18 protein-coding genes are annotated in these 20808 nt (G+C 51.7%); 12 read left to right on the top strand and 6 right to left on the bottom strand.

Annotated features, from left to right (window positions below; genetic code table 11):
* Nucleotides 1-753 precede the first annotated feature (753 nt).
* Complete coding sequence (gene abc-f / locus SBI19_RS26805; RefSeq protein WP_317972592.1) at nt 754-2709, bottom strand: ribosomal protection-like ABC-F family protein; 1956 nt, start codon at nt 2707-2709, stop codon at nt 754-756.
* A gap of 348 nt (nt 2710-3057) precedes the next feature.
* On the opposite strand from abc-f, the gene SBI19_RS26800 reads away from it, so the two are divergent.
* From SBI19_RS26800 to groL, 11 genes are all read left to right on the top strand, one after another.
* Nucleotides 3058-3696, top strand: a complete 639-nt coding sequence (locus SBI19_RS26800; protein ID WP_317972591.1) for a 5-formyltetrahydrofolate cyclo-ligase — start codon at nt 3058-3060, stop codon at nt 3694-3696.
* A 29-nt stretch (nt 3697-3725) separates the two neighbouring features.
* The gene (gene moaC, locus SBI19_RS26795) at nt 3726-4172 is read left to right on the top strand and encodes a cyclic pyranopterin monophosphate synthase MoaC (RefSeq protein ID WP_317972593.1); all 447 of its coding nucleotides are present in this window, start codon (nt 3726-3728) and stop codon (nt 4170-4172) included.
* A gap of 141 nt (nt 4173-4313) precedes the next feature.
* The gene (locus tag SBI19_RS26790) at nt 4314-4814 is read left to right on the top strand and encodes a MogA/MoaB family molybdenum cofactor biosynthesis protein (RefSeq protein WP_317972590.1); all 501 of its coding nucleotides are present in this window, start codon (nt 4314-4316) and stop codon (nt 4812-4814) included.
* Complete coding sequence (locus SBI19_RS26785; protein WP_317972589.1) at nt 4804-5841, top strand: molybdopterin-binding protein; 1038 nt, start codon at nt 4804-4806, stop codon at nt 5839-5841. Before SBI19_RS26790 ends, SBI19_RS26785 begins: the two co-directional genes overlap by 11 nt.
* Before the next feature lie 68 nt (nt 5842-5909).
* Entirely contained in the window at nt 5910-6143 is a 234-nt protein-coding gene (locus SBI19_RS26780; protein WP_317972588.1) for a twin-arginine translocase TatA/TatE family subunit, read from the top strand.
* Between the two features lie 102 nt (nt 6144-6245).
* Complete coding sequence (tatC, locus tag SBI19_RS26775; RefSeq protein WP_317972587.1) at nt 6246-7076, top strand: twin-arginine translocase subunit TatC; 831 nt, start codon at nt 6246-6248, stop codon at nt 7074-7076.
* Between the two features lie 153 nt (nt 7077-7229).
* The gene (locus SBI19_RS26770) at nt 7230-8408 is read left to right on the top strand and encodes a GerAB/ArcD/ProY family transporter (protein ID WP_317972586.1); all 1179 of its coding nucleotides are present in this window, start codon (nt 7230-7232) and stop codon (nt 8406-8408) included.
* On the top strand, nt 8335-9771 hold the full coding sequence (locus tag SBI19_RS26765; RefSeq protein ID WP_317972585.1) for a spore germination protein: 1437 nt from the start codon (nt 8335-8337) through the stop codon (nt 9769-9771). The genes SBI19_RS26770 and SBI19_RS26765 overlap by 74 nt, the downstream gene beginning before the upstream one ends.
* Nucleotides 9768-10910, top strand: a complete 1143-nt coding sequence (locus tag SBI19_RS26760; protein WP_317972584.1) for a Ger(x)C family spore germination protein — start codon at nt 9768-9770, stop codon at nt 10908-10910. The genes SBI19_RS26765 and SBI19_RS26760 overlap by 4 nt, the downstream gene beginning before the upstream one ends.
* A 148-nt stretch (nt 10911-11058) precedes the next feature.
* Nucleotides 11059-11340 carry a co-chaperone GroES gene (groES, locus tag SBI19_RS26755; protein ID WP_191205761.1) on the top strand — a complete coding sequence of 94 codons (282 nt, stop codon included), beginning with the start codon at nt 11059-11061 and terminating at the stop codon, nt 11338-11340.
* A gap of 91 nt (nt 11341-11431) precedes the next feature.
* Nucleotides 11432-13060, top strand: coding sequence for a chaperonin GroEL (gene groL / locus SBI19_RS26750; RefSeq protein WP_317972583.1), 1629 nt, complete (start codon nt 11432-11434; stop codon nt 13058-13060).
* A 130-nt stretch (nt 13061-13190) separates the two neighbouring features.
* Here groL and SBI19_RS26745 read toward each other — a convergent pair whose 3' ends face one another.
* Both SBI19_RS26745 and SBI19_RS26740 read right to left on the bottom strand, forming a co-directional pair.
* On the bottom strand, nt 13191-14012 hold the full coding sequence (locus SBI19_RS26745) for an acyltransferase domain-containing protein (RefSeq protein ID WP_317972582.1): 822 nt from the start codon (nt 14010-14012) through the stop codon (nt 13191-13193).
* Nucleotides 14013-14220: 208 nt separating this feature from the next.
* Nucleotides 14221-15258, bottom strand: coding sequence for a YheC/YheD family endospore coat-associated protein (locus tag SBI19_RS26740; RefSeq protein ID WP_317972581.1), 1038 nt, complete (start codon nt 15256-15258; stop codon nt 14221-14223).
* Nucleotides 15259-15462: 204 nt separating this feature from the next.
* Here SBI19_RS26740 and SBI19_RS26735 point away from each other — a divergent pair, with 204 nt between their 5' ends.
* Nucleotides 15463-16086, top strand: coding sequence for a collagen-like protein (locus tag SBI19_RS26735; protein WP_317972580.1), 624 nt, complete (start codon nt 15463-15465; stop codon nt 16084-16086).
* 182 nt (nt 16087-16268) lie between these two features.
* Here SBI19_RS26735 and SBI19_RS26730 read toward each other — a convergent pair whose 3' ends face one another.
* From SBI19_RS26730 to SBI19_RS26720, 3 genes are all read right to left on the bottom strand, one after another.
* Complete coding sequence (locus SBI19_RS26730; RefSeq protein ID WP_317972579.1) at nt 16269-16568, bottom strand: hypothetical protein; 300 nt, start codon at nt 16566-16568, stop codon at nt 16269-16271.
* 97 nt (nt 16569-16665) lie between these two features.
* Nucleotides 16666-18240, bottom strand: coding sequence for an FMN-binding glutamate synthase family protein (locus tag SBI19_RS26725; RefSeq protein ID WP_317972578.1), 1575 nt, complete (start codon nt 18238-18240; stop codon nt 16666-16668).
* A 219-nt stretch (nt 18241-18459) separates the two neighbouring features.
* Nucleotides 18460-20646, bottom strand: coding sequence for a pre-peptidase C-terminal domain-containing protein (locus SBI19_RS26720; RefSeq protein ID WP_317972577.1), 2187 nt, complete (start codon nt 20644-20646; stop codon nt 18460-18462).
* Nucleotides 20647-20808 lie beyond the last annotated feature (162 nt).

Here is a 20808-nt window from a genome sequence, read left to right as displayed (position 1 = left end):
TATCGAATCTGGCTACTCAGAATGGATTAAGTGTGTCACAGCCACACTTAATCGTTCGCAAACTTGACTCGATACCAATTAAGTGTGTTAAACCCTAGTTTAACGATGCACCGACAATCGAATCTCGCCCCACAGGTTGGAATAAGTGTGTCAAAGCCACACTTAATCGTCCGCAAACCTGACTTGCAGCCAATTAAGTGTGCCAAATTCCCGCCTAACGACGCACCAACACTCGAATCTCGCTCCCCAGAATGGATTAAGTGTGTCTCAACCACACTTAATCGTCCGCAAACCTGACTCGAAGCCGATTAAGTGTGGTAAACCCCCGCCTAACTACGCACCGACAATCGAATCTCGCCCCACAGGTTGGAATAAGTGTGTCACAGCCACACTTAATCGTTCGCAAACTTGACTCGAAACCAATTAAGTGTGACAAACGACAAACCCCCGCCTAACAACGCACGAATTATCGAATCTCGCCGTTGGAGACAGGTGCAAGCGAGGAGCTGAAAGCGCCGGATCGCAGCTATGACCATACGCTGACGCAAGTAGAGCCTGCGCCACCTTGTTGTGCTGCGTGTTGGAGTGATGGGGAACCTACGACCGCCACCTCGGAGGAATCACGCTGCGTAGGTGCAATTGTGCACCTACTGCTGCCCGCCTCGGCACATATGCCCCCGCTCGGCAGAAGCGAGCCAGCCTAAAGCGCAAAAAAAACGGTTGAGCAGCAGCTCAACCGTTCCCTAAACACCTCTACCCAACGAGCGCTTCCCATTGCTCGTATACCGATGCGAGCTCAGCGCGCTTCGCATCCATGCTTGCTTGTATCTCCTGAACGCGCACGTAATCGTTGAACACTTCGGGTTTCGTCAGCTCCGTCTCTAACTCTTCAATCGCGGATTCCAGCTCGGCGATCGAAGCTTCCAGCTGCTCCAGCTTGCGCTGACGGCTGCGCTCATCGCGTTTGGCTTGCTTATCCGCTTCATATGATGAGCTCGAAGTAGGTGCTGCGTCCACAATTGCAACCTGCGACCGCGTTCCTTTACCGCTGGATGCTGCTTCAGCTGCGGCGAGCGCGGCAAGTTCTTCGAGCTCCTGTTTTTTCTCGATCATATCGTCATAATTTCCCAGGAAATGTCGGCATCCGTCTGGTGTCAGCTCCACGATCCGCTCGGCCATCTTGTTCAAGAAGTAGCGGTCATGCGAGATGAACAGCAACGTGCCGTCATAGTCGATCAACGCGGATTCGAGAACTTCCTTGCTGAACAAATCCAAGTGGTTGGTGGGCTCGTCGAGAATAAGCACATTAGCGCGATCCAGCATCAGCTTGGCGAGCGCGACGCGTGCTTTCTCACCGCCGCTGAGTGAAGAAACCACTTTCTGTACATCGTCGCCGCTGAACAAGAAGCTTCCAAGTACGGTGCGGATACGTGCTTCTTCTAGATGAGGGAATGCGCTCCATACTTCCTCCAGCACGGTATTGGAGCCTGTCAGCGTCGCCTGTTCCTGATCATAGAAGCCAAGCTTGACGTTCGAACCCCAACGGAACGAGCCTGCGGCCAGCGGTTGACGATCAATCAGCGCCTTGAGCAGCGTCGACTTTCCTATACCGTTAGGACCAACTAGCGCAACCGTCTCGCCGCGTTCAAGGCGGAAGCTGATGTTCTTGAACAGTGGCTCTTCTGCACCCTGGAACGCGACGGATAACGATTCGGCCGTCAATACGTCCTTGCCGGTCTGGCGATCGATCTCGAAGGAGAAATGCGCCTTCTTCAGCTCGCCGAGCGGCTTGTCGAGACGCTCCATCTTGTCGAGCGCTTTGCGCCGGCTTTGTGCGCGCTTCGTCGTAGAAGCGCGGACGATATTGCGTTGAATGAACTGTTCCATCTTCGCAATTTCATCCTGCTGCTTCTCGTACTGCTTCAGCTGCGATTCGTATTCCGCCGCTTTCAGATCGATGTAGCGGCTGTAGTTGCCCGTATATCGCTTCGCTGCATGACGCTCGATCTCGACAATGCCTGTCGCCAGCGCATCCAAGAAGTAGCGGTCATGGGAGACGATCAGGATCGAACCGCTGTAGCCGCGGAGATACGATTCGAGCCATGTCAATGTCTCGATATCCAAGTGGTTGGTCGGCTCGTCAAGCATAAGCAGATCAGGCGCTTGCAGCAGCATGCGGGCGAGCGCCAGCCGCGTACGCTGTCCGCCGCTCAGCGTGGAAATTACGGTATTCGGATCGAATTGACCGAAGCCCATGCCGTGAAGGACGCTCTTGATGCGCGTATCCATCTCGAAGCCGCCATTTGCGCGGAACCAGTCGGAGCGCTGGGCATAGCGGGCGAGCGTTTCCTCATAGCGCTTATCGTCACGCTGCAGATCGGGATCCGCGATCGCAACCTCTAATTGGCGAAGTTCCTGCTCCGTATCGAGCAGCACACGGAACACTTCGCGCATTTCTTCAATAATAGAGCGATCCGAATTCAGTCCGCTGTTCTGCGCGAGATAGCCGATGCGTGTTTCTTTGGCTTTGTAGATCGTGCCGGAATCGTAGGACATCTCGCCTGCGATAATTTGGAGCAGCGTCGACTTGCCGGCTCCATTCACGCCAACGAGGCCGATTCGTTCGCGCTCTTGGATCTGAAAGGTAATGCGGGATAAAATCGGCGTCACGCCGTAGCTTTTGGATAAGTCGGAAACTTGAAGCAGCATATGGAATGATAACCTCCAATTCACAACATGGGTCAAATTAAAAACTACAAGAAATCACGTATAGTGACAGTTTACCACATAAGAATTTATAAGTTTCCGGTGTAATTCAGGAAAGATGAAATTCTTGTTGGCGAGGGCGAAACAGCTACCACCGGCCTGTGAACAGCATTGCAACGTGTAAGTCTAGATATAACTGTAAGCCGCTCATCTTAAAAAAAGGCATAATAGAGGGTTTTCTCGCAAGATCATGTCGGAAAATGAAACCAGCCTTCGCATTGGCGAAAGCTGTTCAACAATGGTAAACTAATAACGATTATTGCTGCAAGAATTGGTAGAGAGGGCTAACTCATGATGCAACAGAATAACGGCGAGAAGCGCGAACTGCGGGTCGCCATGAAGCGCAGACGTGAGGCGGTAGAGCCGGCGCATCGCGTTAGCTGGTCACAGGCGGCTTGCGAACGGATATCGCACTTGCTCGCGGACATAGGGGCAGCGAACGTTATGGTTTATATCGGACTGCGTTCGGAACTAGATACATCGGCGCTCATCGAACACTGCTGGCGGAGCGGAATTGCCGTAGCTGCACCGCGATGCGAGTCGGACGGCGCTACGATGACGCCCTACTGGATTCGCTGCTGGGACGAGCTTATGCCTGGTGCTTTCGGCATTCGAGAACCGAATCCGACATTGGCTCTGAGGTGTGATGCAGCGTTTGTGCCGAATATGGTCATTGTTCCGGGATTGGCCTTCGATCAATCGGGCGGAAGGCTTGGTTACGGGGCAGGCTTCTATGATCGTTATTACGACCGTCTTCGGGGACTTGTCCCAAGCGAGACGGATATGCCATTATGGGCGGGCTGCTGCTACGAGACGCAGATCGTCTCAGCAGTGCCGATGGACAGTCATGACGCGCGGATGGATGCCGTCGTGACCGAGCAGCACGTGTATTGGAGCGGACGAAGGAGTCGATCAAGTTGGAATCGTTAACGCATTTCGATGAGCAGGGCAGAGCACGGATGGTCGATATTTCGGAGAAGGATGTAACGAAGCGGACAGCAATCGCTCGGACAGCAGTAACGATGCGGCCGGAGACGCTGCTGACGATCAAGGAAGGAAGAATCAGCAAGGGAGATGTGCTCGGCGTAGCGCAAGTTGCAGGCATTATGGCAGCGAAGCAGACGTCGGCATGGATTCCGATGTGTCATCCGATTGCGCTGACAGGCGTCAACATTGCTTTCGACGATAACGGCAGCGATGAGCTGTATATCGAAGCGACGGTCAGAACGACCGGCAAGACGGGCGTAGAGATGGAGGCGTTGACCGCTGTTTCGGCTGCAGGTTTGACCGTGTATGATATGTGCAAAGCAATCGATAAAGATATGGCGATAGGCCCGACACGGTTGATCGAGAAGACCGGCGGGAAGAACGGGGATTATCGGCGGAATGACGAAGCGTCATTCTAGCTCCCTGTTAGGCAAATTGCCGAGCAGCAAAGTGACTTTGAGTATGCAGAGTGGCTTAGAGCTTGGCTCAAAGATCCTGATTTATGCAGCAGAGTGACTTTGAGCACGGCTCAAAGATCCTGATGTCAGGAGGAATTGTTCATGAAATGGAAAGTGGCGATTCTGACAGCAAGTGATAAGGGCTCGAGGGGAGAACGCGAAGATACGAGCGCGCAGGTCATTCGAGAGCTCGTAGAAGAGGAGATCGGCGGCGAGATCGTCGACTATCGCATCGTGCCGGATGAGCAGGATGAGATTATGGCTGCGCTCATCGAGATGACCGATTATTATAAGGCGGATCTCGTGCTTACAACTGGGGGGACTGGCCTTGGTCCACGGGATGTCACGCCTGAAGCGACCTTGAAGGTGGCGGATCGTCTCGTACCCGGCATTTCGGAAGTGATGCGCATGAATGGCATGAGCCGGACGCGCAGAGCGATGCTGAGCAGAGGCGTCAGCGTCATACGAGACCGCTCGCTTATCATTAATCTGCCTGGCAGCCCGAAGGGCGTACAGGAAAGTTTGATGAGCGTGATCGATCAGCTTCCGCATGCACTCGGCATTGTATCCGGTCACATTGGGGAACACGCCAATGAGCGATAATGAATCGAACGGCAAACAGGCGACAGTGATGCGGGAAATTCCGGTCGAAGAAGCGGTCGGGATGCGGCTTGCGCATGATTTGACCCAGATCGTGCCGGGCCAATTCAAAGGGCGCAAATACAAGCGCGGCCATCTTATTACGGAAGCAGATATTCCCGGGCTTCTTGACATTGGCAAGGCACATATTTATACGCTGGATATTGGCGATAATGATTTGCACGAGGATGATGCGGCAGGCCGACTGGCAGAGGCATTGCAGGGCGATGGCATTGTGTTGTCGGAGCCTCATGAAGGCAAGGTATCGCTGCGCGCGCAGCGCACGGGACTTGCGGTTATCCCGCCAGAGCTGGTAGAGTCTATTAATCGGATTGGCGATATTGCGCTTGCAACGGTCCGGCATCATACGCTCGTCCGCGAAGGACAGCCGGTTGCCGCTACTCGGGCTATTCCGCTTGTTCTGCCCAAGACGAAGGTGGAAGCGGCAGAGAAGCTGGCTGCAAACTATCGACTGGCGAATGATGGAGCCGCTCCGATACAGGTGCGCCCGCTGAACAAGTTTAAAGTAGGTTTGTTAACGACAGGCAGTGAAGTGTATAGCGGTCGAATCGAAGACAAATTCGGTCCTGTCGTCCGTGCTAAGCTGGAGGCGCTTGGGTCAGAGGTGGCCGAGCAGCGATTCACTCCTGACGATCGACAAACAATTGTCAATCATATCCGTTCCTTGTTTGACAGCGGGTATGATATGATACTAGTGACTGGCGGTATGTCCGTTGACCCGGACGACCGTACGCCGGGCGCGATCCGGGAAGCCGGCGCACGCATCGTAAGCTATGGCACGCCGATGCTGCCGGGCTCGATGCTGTTAATCGGCTATTTGGACGGAGTTCCGATCATGGGACTGCCGGGTTGTGTCATGCATGACCCGCATACCTCTTTCGATGTGCTGCTGCCAAGGATATTGGCTGGAGACACGATTACACAAGAGGATGTCGTAACGATGGGTTATGGCGGATTGCACGGCTGCTAGTACATAGTTGTACGTTTTCATGTCACAACAATTTCATTCATAAAACGGATATTGGAGAGGTGAATGCAATGCTTGGTGGAATCGGACCAACGGGTTTTATTCTGCTCGTCGTTATCGCGCTGCTGCTGTTCGGACCGAACAAGCTGCCTGAGCTTGGCCGCGCTTTCGGACGTACGCTGCGCGAATTTAAGGCAGGCGCTCGCGAAGTGATGAGCGACAACGAAGATCAGAAGTCGAAGGAACGTGTTGAAATCAACAAGGTGGACGACGTTCAAGTCAACAATAAACGGCTCCCGGAATAGTCGGAGCCGTTTTTCATTGCATGGCATACATAAGAAACGCGTATAGCTGTCTCGCCATCCGAGTGAAACAGATACGTGTGCTGGGTTAAGGAGTGAGCCAACATGGCCGAACAACGGCAGTCTTCCGATCAGTCGGCGGCGGGAATTAGAAGCCGCATCCGCGAAGAGGGAATGATGCCGCTGCTGGAGCATTTGGGCGAGCTGAGACGCCGCCTTTTCTGGACGGTGCTCGTACTCGTTGTCGGGCTCTGCATTGGGCTGTATTATGCGAAACCGCTGTATGAATTCGTAATAACGGATGGACCGATGAATGGCGTTGATCTGCATACGTTCTCATTATGGGACGGTATCGGCATGTACATGAAGTTCGCGTTCCTCATCTCGCTGGTGCTTGTGCTGCCCTTCGGATTCTTCCAGTTGTGGGGATTCGTGAAGCCGGCATTATCGCCGAAGGAGCAGCGGGCAACGTTGAAATATATTCCGTTTGCGCTGCTGCTTTTCTTGTTAGGTCTTTCCTTTGCTTATTTCGTCATCGCCCCGATGGCGTTCGATTTCACGACGTCCGTGTCTCGCAGCCTTGGCTTGATCGAAACCTACGGCGTTATGCAGTACATTCAGTTTCTATTCAATATTCTTATTCCGATCTCGCTTCTGTTCGAGCTTCCGCTTGTCATCATGTTTCTAACGAAGCTGCGCATTCTGAACCCTATTCGGCTGCGCAAGATGAGACGGATTGCCTATTTCGTCATGGTGCTGGTCGGTACGATCATTACACCGCCTGACGTTATCTCGGATGTGCTCGTGTCGATTCCGCTCCTCTTGCTGTACGAGATCAGCATCTTCTTATCGAGTTCCGTCTATAAGAAGCAGCTTGCGGCGGACGCCGCATGGGAGCAGGATTTTGAAGCAGGCAGCACCGTGAACGAGTCTTAATTGTATAGTAGAAAGAGCAAGCCGATTCGTATACGTCCCGGGCGAGGGATGACGCGAATCGGTTTTTTTGTCGTCCATCATTCCAATATTCGACAAATCATGTATGATCGGCAGGCGCGCGGGGAAAATATTGGCGATGGAGGTGAGAGTAGGATGCAAGCGATGAAGCACTTTGGTCTATGGCCGATGATCATGATGATGACGTTGTCGGTCGGAATCGTGAATCATGTCATTATTGTTCCTCTGTTATTGGATTCGGCCAAGCGCGACGCATGGCTGAGCGTGCTTGTGTCGGTTCCAGTGGCTATGTTGTGGGCTGTATTTCCGCTTCAGGGCATTGTTCGCTCCATCCGCGAACGCTCCTTTAACGATTGGCTGAACGCGAGAGTGCCAGGTGTGACCAAATGGGTGCTGATACTCATCATTTTCCTAATGCTTGCATTCACGTGCTTCCATTCGCTTGTCGATGTCGTTGGATTCTCCAATTCAACCTATGTGCCGCTTACGCCTGCTTATGTCGTAACGTTCCTCTTCCTTGCGCTTTGCGCATACGGCGCATTGGCCGGCCTTCGAACGATTGCGTTCGTGTCGTGCATTCTGCTGCCGCTTGTTGTTTTCCTAGGGGATTTTGTCATGTCCGCGAATATCCGACATAAGGATTACCACTTTATGCTGCCGATAGCCGAGCATGGCTTCGGATCGATTCTTGACGGGGGCCTGTACGCTTTCAGCGCTCTGTTGGAGTTGTATATGCTGGTGCTCATTCAACCGCACCTGAAAGGTAGGATGAACCGCTGGGGCCTCGTCTTAATGCTTGCATTTCTTGCTTTGCTTGCGCTTGGTCCTGTCACAGGAGCAATCGCTGAGTTCGGTCCGTTCGAGAGCGCCAAGTTGAAGTACCCGGCGTTCTCCCAATGGAGGCTCGTTACGATTGGACACTACATCGAGCATCTTGATTTTCTTGCCATCTATCAATGGATGGCTGGCTCGTTTGTGCGGATCTCGCTTACGCTGTACTTGGCGTCGGAATTGATGTTTCGGACCGATAAGAGCCGAAATTACGGCATTATTGGGCTGTCTATCCTCATCGGAATCGCAGCTTACCTTACCGTGGAAAGACAGCTGTTTTATCGAAATATGCTGCAGAGCTATTTTCACTACTCGGGCATCGTCGTTCTATTGCTGACCCTCATTCTGTGGGTTATCGCCGTCGCAGGCGGCGCCAATGGGAAAGAAGCGGAAGGAGGCGGAAAGCAGCATGATCAACATGGACGAATCGGAAACGAGGACAAGCACAGCGAGCTGCAATCCGAGTCTGCAGGATTGGAATGAGCTGGTGGAACGCTGCGGTGATGTGACGATACGCAATATCCCAGTAAATGAAGGCGCTATGCAAATTCATATGTATTACTGTATCGGCATGATTGACAGCCGTGAGCTGCATATCGGCATCATGAATGAGATCGAGCGTTGGGAGTTCAATTCGGATTCAAGCATGCCGCCGATCTTCTCTCGGATTCGGGAGGAGCTGGATTTGGAGTCCATCTTTATGGAGCTTACATCGGGTGCTCTGATTGTCAATTGCAATGAACGCTGGTATAAAGCTGACATTAGCGATCCTCCTGGCCGCCAGCCGGAGGAGTCGACAATGGAGGTATCGCTTAAGGGCCCCCGGGATGGCTTCGTTGAGAAACTGGATACGAATCTGGCGTTGGTGCGGAAGCGGCTGCGGACGTCTGATCTGCGCTGCGAGTTCTACTCGCTTGGGACGACGACGAAGACGGAAGTGGCGATGCTCTATTTGGATGGCAAAGCAAGGAGTTCGATCGTGGATGAGGTGCGAAACCGACTGAAAGCGATCGACCTTGAAGCGATGTACAGCTCGACGCAGCTGGAAGAGCTGATCTCCGATCGTCCGCTGTCTTTATTTCCGCTGCTTGATTACAATGGGCGCCCGGATTACGTCGTTCAGGCATTGGTCGGCAAGCGGATCGCTATATTAGTGAACGGCTCGCCTTCTGCAATCATCGCGCCAGCATCGTTATCGCTGCTGATCAAGTCGCCGGAGGATGCGCATTTGCCATACCATTACGTGACGATGGAGCGGCTTCTCCGTTTTTTTGGTCTTGTGTTAGCGCTATGCGTGCCGGGCTTCTGGGTCGCATTATCCGCCTTCAATACGGATCAAATTCCGTTCAATTTGCTGGCTACCGTAACGGTATCGCGGGCAGGGCTACCGATTTCCGCCCCGATGGAAATGTTCATGATGCTCGCCATGTTCGAGTTGTTTCGCGAGGCTGGCGTCCGGCTGCCCAGACCGGTTGGGCAGACCGTGTCCGTCGTTGGTGGACTAATCGTTGGCGATGCTGCCATTCGGGCAGGACTTACTTCCCCGACGATGCTGGTTGCAGCAGCTGTAACGGCAGTCGCGACTTTTACGCTGGTCAATCAAGCATTGAACGGATCGGTTAGCGTCATTCGACTATTCATTCTGATCATGTCCTCGATACTGGGGATATTCGGTTTCTTCGTCAGCGTGTTCGTCGTTCTAGTCTACATGTGCTCGCTGGAATCGTTCGGACATCCCTTCATGGCGCCGATCGCCCCGATCGAATGGCGTAAGCTGCTAAGAGCGATCATTCAAGTGCCCTGGGATCTGCTGAGGCATAGAAGCAGAAGGAGCGAGAGCAGATGAGCGCTCAGTGGCTCAAATACATATGCAAGGGGTTGCTTGTTTTGTCCGCTGCGCTGCTGTTAGGAGGGTGCTGGGACGAAGTCGATTTGCAGGATGTCGGTTACGTTACCGCTCTTGGCGTGGATTATAAGGATGGCAAATACGTCCTATATGGGGAATTGGTCGGCTTCAGTGCAGTAGCGAAGACCGAGGAGGCAACGTCGGACAAAAGCCCTGTTATATGGATCGGACGCGGCGAAGGCGATACGGTATTCGAGGCGATTCGCTCGCTGATTAGATCTTCCCAATATCAGTTAAGCATCGAACAGTTGAAATCGATCGTCATTCAAGAGCGGGCGATGCAGCAGATCAATGAGCTGCTGGATGCGCTCAACCGGCAGCGAGCTTCTAGGTATACGATCTGGATGTTCGGTACGCGCGAGGAAATCGAGGAGCTGTTCACGACCGACAATCTGTTTAATCGCTCTCCGCTCATCAGTCTGCTGTATGCGCCGCAATTGTTGTATGAGCAAATAAGCGCTTATCGGCCTATCAATATGCAGATGTACGTCCAGCAATTGAATGAATCCTCTATTACCGTCATGCTGCCTAGTTTGACTACCGAGACGGATGATTGGAAGCAGAAGGACAAGCCGATGAAGTTCAACTTGCTCGATGGCGTATTCCTGTTCTCGAATCGGAACTTTATCGGATATATGAGCGACAATGAATATCGAGGGTTGCGATGGATACAGCCAGATTTCAATCATGAATTGTTGGCTATCGAGTCGGACGGCGACAAAGCGACTGTTTCGGTCGATCATGTTAAGCAGCAATTGCATGCGATTATTCAAGGCGACCGCGTTCGTTTCAAGCTGGAAGTAAAGATCAAGGCACATTTGGTTGAAAGGGGAGGCAAGTTCTCGAAGCAAGAGCTCGAGAACGAGACCAATAAGGTGGTAGCCCGAGAGCTTAAGCGTGCCTATGCGGCGGGACTTAAGCGGCATGCCGACGTCTTCCAGACAAGACTGAATATATACCGATACCACTTGCCCTATTGGAAGAAGCATATGTCCGGACGCAACTGGCTGCCGGGAGAGGAAGATATGACGATCGAAGTGCATACGACATTGCAGTCGAGTGGCAAGTACGAACTGTAAAACCCTAATGTTAAAATCAGATAAATTGATGGCCGGGCACTTGAAATGTATCGCAGAAATGAGTATTATAAAAATGGTTGTTAGCACTTGAGTCGTTCGAGTGCTAACATAATGTACAAGGAACATTTTCTAAAGGAGGCTGTTTTTCATGATCAAACCTTTGGGTGAGCGCGTATTGGTACTGCCGATCGCGAAAGAAGAGACTACGGCTAGCGGCATTCTGCTTCCGGATACGGCGAAAGAGAAGCCGCAAGAAGGACAAATCGTTGCTGTAGGCAGCGGCACGCTCAAGGACGGCGTACGCATTGCGCTTGAAGTACAAGTAGGCGACCGCGTTCTGTTCTCCAAATATGCGGGCACGGAAGTCAAATACGAAGGCAAAGAGTATTTGATTATGAAGGAAAGCGACATTCACGCGATCCTGGGCTAATTGCTCGAGATTGAGTCACATACAGGGCAAGAAGACATAGCGGAGCGATAAGCTTCGAGAATACCATACTTATTTCGGGAGGTCATTGACGATGGCTAAAGATATCAAATTCGGCGAAGACGCTCGCCGCGCAATGCTGCGCGGAGTTGACGCACTGGCTAACGCGGTGAAAGTAACGCTCGGTCCTAAAGGCCGCAACGTTGTATTGGAGAAGAAATTCGGCAGCCCGCTGATCACGAATGACGGCGTGTCGATCGCCAAAGAAATCGAGCTCGAAGATGCATTCGAGAACATGGGCGCTCAGCTCGTTAAAGAAGTAGCAACGAAAACGAACGACGTCGCTGGTGACGGCACGACGACGGCTACTGTTCTTGCGCAAGCGATGATCCGCGAAGGTCTGAAGAACGTTACGGCTGGCGCTAACCCTATGGTTATCCGCAAAGGCATCGAGAAAGCTGTTCGCGCTGCAGTTGAAGAGCTGCAAAAGATCGCGAAGCCAATCGAAGGCAAACAATCGATCGCTCAAGTTGCTGCAATCTCGTCCGCTGACGACGAAGTTGGTCAACTGATCGCAGAAGCGATGGAGAAAGTCGGCAACGACGGCGTTATCACGGTAGAAGAATCCAAAGGCTTCGCTACGGAGCTGGAAGTGGTTGAAGGTATGCAATTCGACCGCGGCTACCTGTCGCCGTACATGATCACGGATACGGACAAAATGGAAGCTGTCCTCGACAATCCATTCATCCTGATCACGGACAAGAAAATCACGAACATTCAAGAGATCCTGCCGGTTCTCGAGAAAGTCGTTCAATCCGGCAAACAATTGCTGATCATCGCAGAAGACATCGAAGGCGAAGCGCTTGCTACGCTGCTCGTTAACCGTCTGCGCGGCACGTTCACTTGCGTCGGCGTTAAAGCGCCAGGCTTCGGTGACCGCCGTAAAGCAATGCTGGGCGATATCGCTGCTCTGACAGGCGGCCAAGTGATCACGGAAGAGCTCGGCCTTGAGCTGAAGCAAACGACGGTTGACCAACTCGGTACGGCTCGTCAAATCCGTGTAACGAAAGAAAACACGATCATCGTTGACGGCGCTGGCGAGAAATCCGACATCGACGTTCGCGTAAACCAAATCCGCGCACAACTGGAAGAAACGACTTCCGAGTTCGATCGCGAGAAGCTGCAAGAGCGTCTGGCTAAACTGGCTGGCGGCGTAGCAGTAATCAAAGTCGGCGCAGCAACGGAAACAGAACTCAAAGAGCGCAAGCTCCGCATTGAAGACGCACTGAACTCGACGCGTGCAGCAGTCGAAGAAGGTATCGTATCGGGCGGCGGCACGGCACTCGTGAACGTATACAACGCAGTAGCAGCAGTTGCAGCTAACGGCGACGAGAAAACGGGCGTTAACATCGTGCTTCGTTCCCTCGAGGAGCCAGTTCGCACGATCGCAGCGAACGCAGGCCAAGAAGGCTCTGTTATCGTTGAGCGTCTGAAAAACGAGAAAATCGGCGTAGGTTACAACGCTGCGACGGGCGAATGGGTAAACATGTTCGAAGCAGGCATCGTTGACCCGGCGAAAGTAACGCGTTCCGCGCTGCAGAACGCTGCATCCGTAGCGGCTATGTTCCTCACGACTGAGGCTGTCGTTGCTGATAAGCCAGAACCAGCTAAAGCTGCAATGCCTGACATGGGCGGCATGGGCGGTATGGGCGGCATGATGTAATCGCATCAGCCCAAACCTTATAGTATCAAGGAAAACGGGACCTTTCGGGGTCCCGTTTTTGTTTAAAATCACGAAAAATATCAATTCAATAACCTAGGAGCCAAAGCACCATACTAGTTCAAATACTCGTTTAGACCTTCCAAGGATCATCCTGCAATCTTCCGTAGGCTGCGCCAATGGTGCCGCCTTCCAGCAGAATAGCCTTGATTTTTTTCTGTAAGGATGTACGTTCTGGAAGCTCTTGAACCGGAAGATCGGTTCTTCCGTAAACCCATCTGATCGAGCTGTCGTTCTTTTCGTCTACTTGTATCAAATCGAACGCCTTCTGAAAGCGGATAATATTTGAGCTCTCCGGCAATAGCTTTGCAAGAACGGGAGCGAGCAGCCATGAATCACACACCATATCAGATTGACCATAATCAGGAAAATATTTGGAGAAAAATTTCCTGGCATCCTCATATGATTTTCGCAAAGCATCTTGTCCCATATTTGCATCAGCCGGTATATGTATATTTATTAATTTCTTTTTTTCTTTTTCGATCATTTCATATTCAAGTTCGCCGATTCGGAACTCATGAAGTGAAATCTGTCTCGGAAACCACCATCCCCACGTGAAAGCATATGTGCCATGCACTTTGTAATGTTCCTCAGTGAATCTGGTACAGAATTTCATGGTATCTATAAATATGGTCTCGCTGATTCCTCTTTTGTCGTATTCCATATGCGCCGCTTCTGCACGCAGAAGCATTAAAGTAAGCATCTTGCTCCCATCGAGATCCTCTCCCAGGAGCTCTGCGATTGTTTTAACTCCCTTTTCCCATGCAGATGAATCATATAGGTCTGCGACAAATGGCGCTATGGCTTTAAAATCAAGTTTGCATGCGAGATCAAGTACTTTTCTTTTCATTTCATCTGGTAAACAGATACTTTCACAAACTTCTTCTAAAGTCATATTTGTTTCCCCTTTATTGGATTGTAAAAAGTTCTTAGCTTATGACATAGTATACGACACGATAAGCAGCATGTACTACAGACGTTCACTCAGTCATGCCAAAGAGCAGTAGGGATAACCCTGCTGCTCTCGATCGTACCCTTGGGAAACTAAATATCAAAACGTCAAATGTCACACATCCAAGCTCTTATCCATATACTGATCATCACTAAGATCCCTGACCGCACAAGTACTTCGCATATTGAATGGGACGATTATAAACGACGGACCGATTGGGAATGCCTCGGTACAGTGATTTCTGAGGCTGGCCGTTCAACTCGATAATCCATGGGTGCGCTTCGCGGTCTAGTGCTATGTCGACGCTGAATTCACCCATATGATAATTGGTTTCCATATCGATGATCTCTGCCGTTCGAAGGCTGACATCATATATGGAAGTCATGATGGCTTGAACTTTGTAAGGCGGATACAGCTTCTTAAGGATGTCCTCCGACAAACAAGTTTTATCGAAGATGCTCGTATTAAAGCTGCCTTTATAGGCGATCCGACTCACGAGGTTCGTGACGGACCACAGCCCTTGATCATTCTTCTGAACAAGGGAACGAATATCGAAGACATGCCCGTCGATCTGATGAATCGGAATTCCTTGCTGAACGATATATGGAGTGGAGCCAACCAACTTCTTCATATGCTCCTGGACAAATACATGGTCATTCGTCACGGTCTTAGGTGCGAAATAGTGCTGGCCCACGCGTACATCTCCCGATAGATTCATCTCCGCTCTGTACACGCCTCTGCCCATTGAACCTAAGAGGGGTTTAAAATAAATCTCCTTATGACGCTCCAGCATGTTTATGACGTCCGCTTCCTCGTAAGGAATCGTTTCCGGTAAATTCGGCGCAAGCCACTTCGATAGTTTGTTGTAAATGTCCAGCTTGTTTAGCTGATTAATATGGTTAAAACAGTGGTTGCCTCCGAGTTCAGCCCCCAATCTTTCGATTAGTTTGGGATCCGTACCGTAACAGCGGTTATATACGACTTGGGGTAAAGGAAACCGTTCAATCGACCACTTTCCCTTATTACGATGTAAACCGACCACAGTCTTGCGTTTCCAATCGATAGAAGACGGAGTGAAAGATATCAGCTTCACTCCTGCTGCGCTGTGCGCTAGATATTGGCTGAGTACGCTTTTTCTTTGAGTCCGATTAGCGACAAGGATTCCTACGAACCCACCTTTGATAGTCATCGTTGGCCTCCGTTGCAAGATTCATAAGATCAGAGTATGTAAGCCGGCCTTTACCCGCGTGGACAACAATACAACTCAACGCAAAAAATACGTATCCCTAGTTGGAACGCAACGTTTTGTATTGGAATATGGTATGAGCGGGCGTCCTCATCGGATCTTAAGCCCGGTTTCTATCACCTTAAACAAGGAGTGTGCACCTGACATATGGGTAGATTACCAGGTCCTCCGGGACCTCCAGGGCCACAGGGACCTCAAGGCCCACAAGGCCCTCAAGGGATTCAAGGCCCACAAGGATTAACTGGCGCAACAGGCGCAGCGGGTGCTCAAGGCCCTGTCGGCCCGACTGGACCGCAAGGTGCTACTGGTCCTGCATCTCCGGATACTTTCGCTTTCCTGTGCAGCACGGTAGACCAGGTAGTCGCAGCTGCGGGCGCTCCCGGTGCCCAAGGTGGAGCGGTAACGTTCAACAACTCCTTGATTAATTCTACAGACGTATCCTTTACCGCTCCTTCTACAATTAACATCCTGACGACTGGATTTTATCGCATTACGTGGGAAGTGTTCCCGACTCCAGGCAACTCTGCGTTCGGCTTGTTCTTCGATCCGGACGGTGTGGGTCCAACCCTTCCGACGCTCGTTCCTTGCAGCAACTACGGCACAAACGCGGGCAACCAACCGTATTCTGGCCAAGTCGTTGCATCGCTCACTGCCGGAGGGACGCTTACGCTCAATCGGATCGACAACATGGGCGCTCTGACTTTGCAAGCAAGCATCGGTGGCGGTACGCCTGTCACGAGCGCATCGCTTATTATTGAGAAATTGACTTAATTCATTTGTTGCCAGCGGGCTTCCCTTTGGATCGGTCATGATCCTTAGGGAAGCTTGTTTACGTTTCTTTCATGATATGAAACTGCGTTTGGAATGGATATGGACAGGATCACCAAGAGAGATTACCGGTTCTTGTCCAAAATAAAAAACTGGCACCGTCATTCGGCGCCAGTCCCTCGGTGTCACTCCACACCATCCGCGAAATTCTTATCGTAATATTTGTCCCCTTTGTGCTCCAGGTCGTCCAGGGTTTTCTCCAGTGTCAGCACGATCTGCTCCTTCGCGAGCGCGAGCGTATCGTAGAACAATACTTCTTCGCTGCCGATGATCTTGTAGCCGTTGATCGCATGAGCGGCCGTCAGCAGCCGATGCTGTTCGGCCAGTTCTTCAATGGCCCTAATCGTATGCTTCGTATGCAGAAACAAGTCCTTATGATGCTGTACCGTGAGACGCTGCTCTAGATTCGTTAATCGTTCCATCATAGGAACTTATCCCCCCTTAGCCGGCGTAGTGTCATTATAGAGGGGGGACAAGTAGATGTTCAACGGTTGCATTTTCACCTACGTTTCAGCAGCTTGTTCACTTCTTCTCGGGATAAGGGAATAGCTCTGCGATGCGTATCGTCTGTCCGCTCTCGCTCGTGAAGACGATGTGCTCGCGTCGCAGCTCACGCGGGCTCGTTAATCCGCAGGCTGCAGAGAGGGCGAACAAGCCTTCGCGCAGCTGGATGATGTAGTTCATGACGCGCCACTTCTTCTCCTCTGGGGCGAGCGCTTCTTGATACTTGGAATCGGTTGTCGTTATGCCAGTCGGACACTTGCCGGTGTGGCATTGCAGTGCCATAATGCATCCATTGGCCATCATGAAGCCCCTCGCCGAGTTGACGCAGTCTGCGCCGAGCGCCATTGCGATGGCTACTTTGTCAGGCGTGATCAATTTGCCGGAGGCGAAGATCCGGAGCCGGTCGCGGATGCCGAATCGCCGAGCCTGATCATCCAGAATGAGCAGTGCGGCATAGAGCGGGAGCCCCATGCTATCCGCCATCGCTTTGAACGTAGCGCCAGAACCGCCTTCTGAACCGTCAACCGTAATGAAGTCCGGGAAAATATCCAGATCGATCATGGCGAGGAACAAGGGTTCGAGCCGCTGCGGATCGCCCACAACAATCTTGATGCCGACCGGCTTGCCGCCAACCTCCTGAAGCTTGCTGATGAAGCGGAGCGCTTCCTCGGGATTGGTCAGTTTCTCGAACCGGTTCGGCGAGTTGACCGTCTTGCCGACCGGCACTCTGCGGGCGGCTGCGATCTTCTCATTGACCTTCGAGCCTTCGAGATGGCCGCCGCGGATCTTTGCGCCTTGATGGAATTTGAGCTCGAACGCCTTAATCGACTCAAGTGAAGCTTTCTCCTTGAATTCTTCGAAGGAGAAGTTGCCTGCATCGTCACGATAGCCGAACATGCCGGGGCCGATCTGTGCGACGATGTCCGCGCCCGATTCCAGATGGATAGCGGCGACGCCGCCTTCACCTGTATTAATCCACGACCCTCCGGCCATGCGAGCGCCGTTGCCTGTTGATTGAATGTAGTTCTCGCCTACAGCGCCATAGGAGGTAGCGGAGGCGCCGAACATCCCTTTGAGCCGCCACGGCTTCTCGCGATTCTCGCCAACAACGATGACATCCTCATCCGGCAGCAGCCATTGACGGACGTGGTCGTCGATTAACTTTTCCTTGCGGGTGAACACGCCTTCGCTCTTGATGACATACTTCTTGGCCGGAACCGTATTGCTGTTATCGACGCGAAGCTCGCCCGTCAGCTTCGGGAACATGGCGTTCGACAGGTAATAACCTGGCTTCTCATAATCGCGTTTGCCGCCGAAGGAGATCAGGTCTGTCCGGTATTTGGCGGCGAAGACCAGTCCAACGAAGTCGCTCCGCGAGAACGGGCGGCCATCTGTATCGTTATCGAACCAGTATTGACGGAATTCAGGACCGAGCTTCTCCAGCAAGTAGCGCAGCCAACCGAGGAACGGATGTGCGCGGATGATAGAGTGCTTTGGCTGCTTGGAGAGGATGTACATGTAAGTGAAGAAGACAAGCGGAGGAAGCAGCAGTAGAATCATAATGATCAGGACGAAAGTCGCTAGCGCAGACATGATAAGAACCCTCCCGCGAATAAATGTCAGGTAAAATGTTACAAACGTATTATCCCATAAATTGAAGGAGAAAGCATGTTAGTTACGCTCCGTACGCGTACAGAAGAAATTCTCGAACGATCAATGACAAATACCCCTTGCCGCAGGAACGGCCAACTCGTTGATGTTAGCTGAAGACCTGCGATTAAGGGGTATTTGTCGTCCTATATAACGTATAGATTATTTCAAGTTAATGTTCAGCGTGTTCGCTGCATGATTGACCTCTACCGTCGCTTTGAAAGCATCGCGGAACAGCGTAGCCGGCACAATCAGGTTGCTGGTGGACGCCGTAATTTTACTGCTCAGCGTAATTTTCTTGCCATTCACGTTCGCCGTGGTTTGCCCTGATACGAGGACGACTTTGATGCTGCCTTTGGTCAGCGTCATCGTTTTCTTCTTCTCATCGTAGGACACTTTGGCGCCAAGCTTAAGCGCTACGTCTTTCGCTGGAACTTGAACGACACCGCTCGTTACTTGATATTGGAACGTCTGGCTCTTGCCATTGATCGCTACCGTCTTGAACACCGGATATTGCGCAGTTAGACGATACGTGCCGTACGTAACGCCCGACCAGTAGTAAGGATTGACCTTGATGTAATAAGTGCCTTTCTTCAGGTCGTTCGAGTAACGTATCGTATAGCCGCTGGAGCTGTAGTAGTCGCCGCCTACGCTGCTGCCGTTAGCGTCGTACACATACATGCTGAAGCCCGCCGAGGTTTTGTCGAGCGTGATGTCGACATGGCCATCCTTAGCCGTTGTGAACTGATACACTTCTTGGTCAATGGCCGAATCAGCCTTGGACGAGTAGAACAAGCCCGAAGCGATCTTGAAGCCGGTCTCGAACGTATTGTTCGGCTCGAACGTATTGGCATCAACCTTGGTCGTGCCTGGGTACGTCGCTTTAATGCGATAGCTGCCTGTCGTTACGCCGTCCCAGTAATAGGGAATGACTCGAACGTAGTACTTGCCTTTCGTCACTTGCGTATCGATGACGATGGAATGACCGCTGGAGCTGTAATAGTCGCCGCCCAGACTGCTGCCATTCTCGTTATACAGATACATCGAGAAGCCTGCTGTCGTTCCGTCCAGCTCGATGCGTACTTCGCCATCCTTGGAAGTTGTGAATGAGTACATGTCCAGGTCGAGTGCTGAGTCTGCGTTCGAAGCATAAGATACGCCGGATGCGATCGTGTAGCTCGTCTCTGGCGTTTCGTTCGGCTCGAACGTCTTCGCATTACGTGTGAAGGAGCCGGCGTAAGTTGCTCTCAGTTGATAGGATCCGCTTGTCGAACCACTCCAGCTGTATGGAGCGATTCTCACATAGTAGGTGCCTGCGGCGAGCTGCTTGATAATATTGATCGAACGTCCGCCGGAGCTGTAATAATCGCCGCCTAAGTTGCTGCCGTCTTGATTATACAGATACATGGAATAGCCAGCGGTCGTTTTCTCCAGTGCGAGGTTGACCTCGCCGTCTTTATCCGTTGTGAATTGATATACGTCCGCATCAAGCACGGATTCGCTCGTCGATTTGTAGAAGATACCCGATTGAATCGGATAGCTCGTCTCAACCGTCTCGTTCGGTTCGTACGTTGCAGCATTGCGCTCGAAATCGCCCGCATAAGTCGCTCTGAGGCGGTAGGTGCCAGCCGTGCTGCTGCTCCAGCTGTAAGGCGCGACTTTGACATAATAAGTGCCGGCTACTAGACGCTTCGTAATCGCAATATTACTGCCGCTGGAGCTGTAATAATCGCCGCCGAGGCTGTTGCCTTGCTCATCATACAGGTACATAGAGAAGCCGGCCGATGTTTTCTCCAGTGCGATGTTGACTTCGCCATCTTGCTTCGTTGTGAACTGATAGCTGTCCACATCAAGCGAAGAGTCGCTCGACGAGCTGTAGAATAGGCCCGACTTGATCGGATAACTCGTTCCGAACGTATTGTTCGGTTCGAACGTCTGTGCATTTTGCGTTACCGCCGTCGTATAAGTTGCTTTGAGCGTGTAAGTGCCATACGAAACGCCGCTCCAGTAGTAAGGCGCTACTTCAATCGTATAGTAGCCCTGCTGCAGCGTTTTATCGATTACAATCTGGTTGCCCCGGGAGCTGTAGTAGTCGCCGCCCAATGAGTTTCCGTTCGCATCATACAGATACATCGAGAAGCCCGCTGTCGTGCCGTCCAGTTCGACGCGTACTTCGCCATCACCTGCCGTAAAGAAGCTGTAGGTTTTCGTATCATCTTTCGATGTACTGAAACCGTTAATGAGATCACCGGATGCAATCGATTGATTGCCTTCCGCATGACTCGCAGGAGCCGGCAGAGCCACGCTCAGAAGTACTGCAATGAATAGCAAGAGTAGTCCTTTTTTCACTGAAACTTAACCTCCGTAAACTAGTTCGAATTAGCTATAAGCTATTTGCCATTCTACAGGAAGTTTATGGCCCATTACAGGATAATTAAGGTAACAGAGGCGGTAATTGTGAAGGTTGTGTTAATAGATCAACGAAGAGGACTGTTTGGGTCTAACGACCTG

Origin of the sequence: Paenibacillus sp. CCS19 (genome assembly GCF_033239625.1) — a bacterium.
Taxonomy (GTDB): domain Bacteria; phylum Bacillota; class Bacilli; order Paenibacillales; family Paenibacillaceae; genus Paenibacillus_T.
The sequence above is the reverse complement of the archived record's forward strand: the minus strand, read 5'-3'. Positions and strand labels throughout refer to the sequence as shown.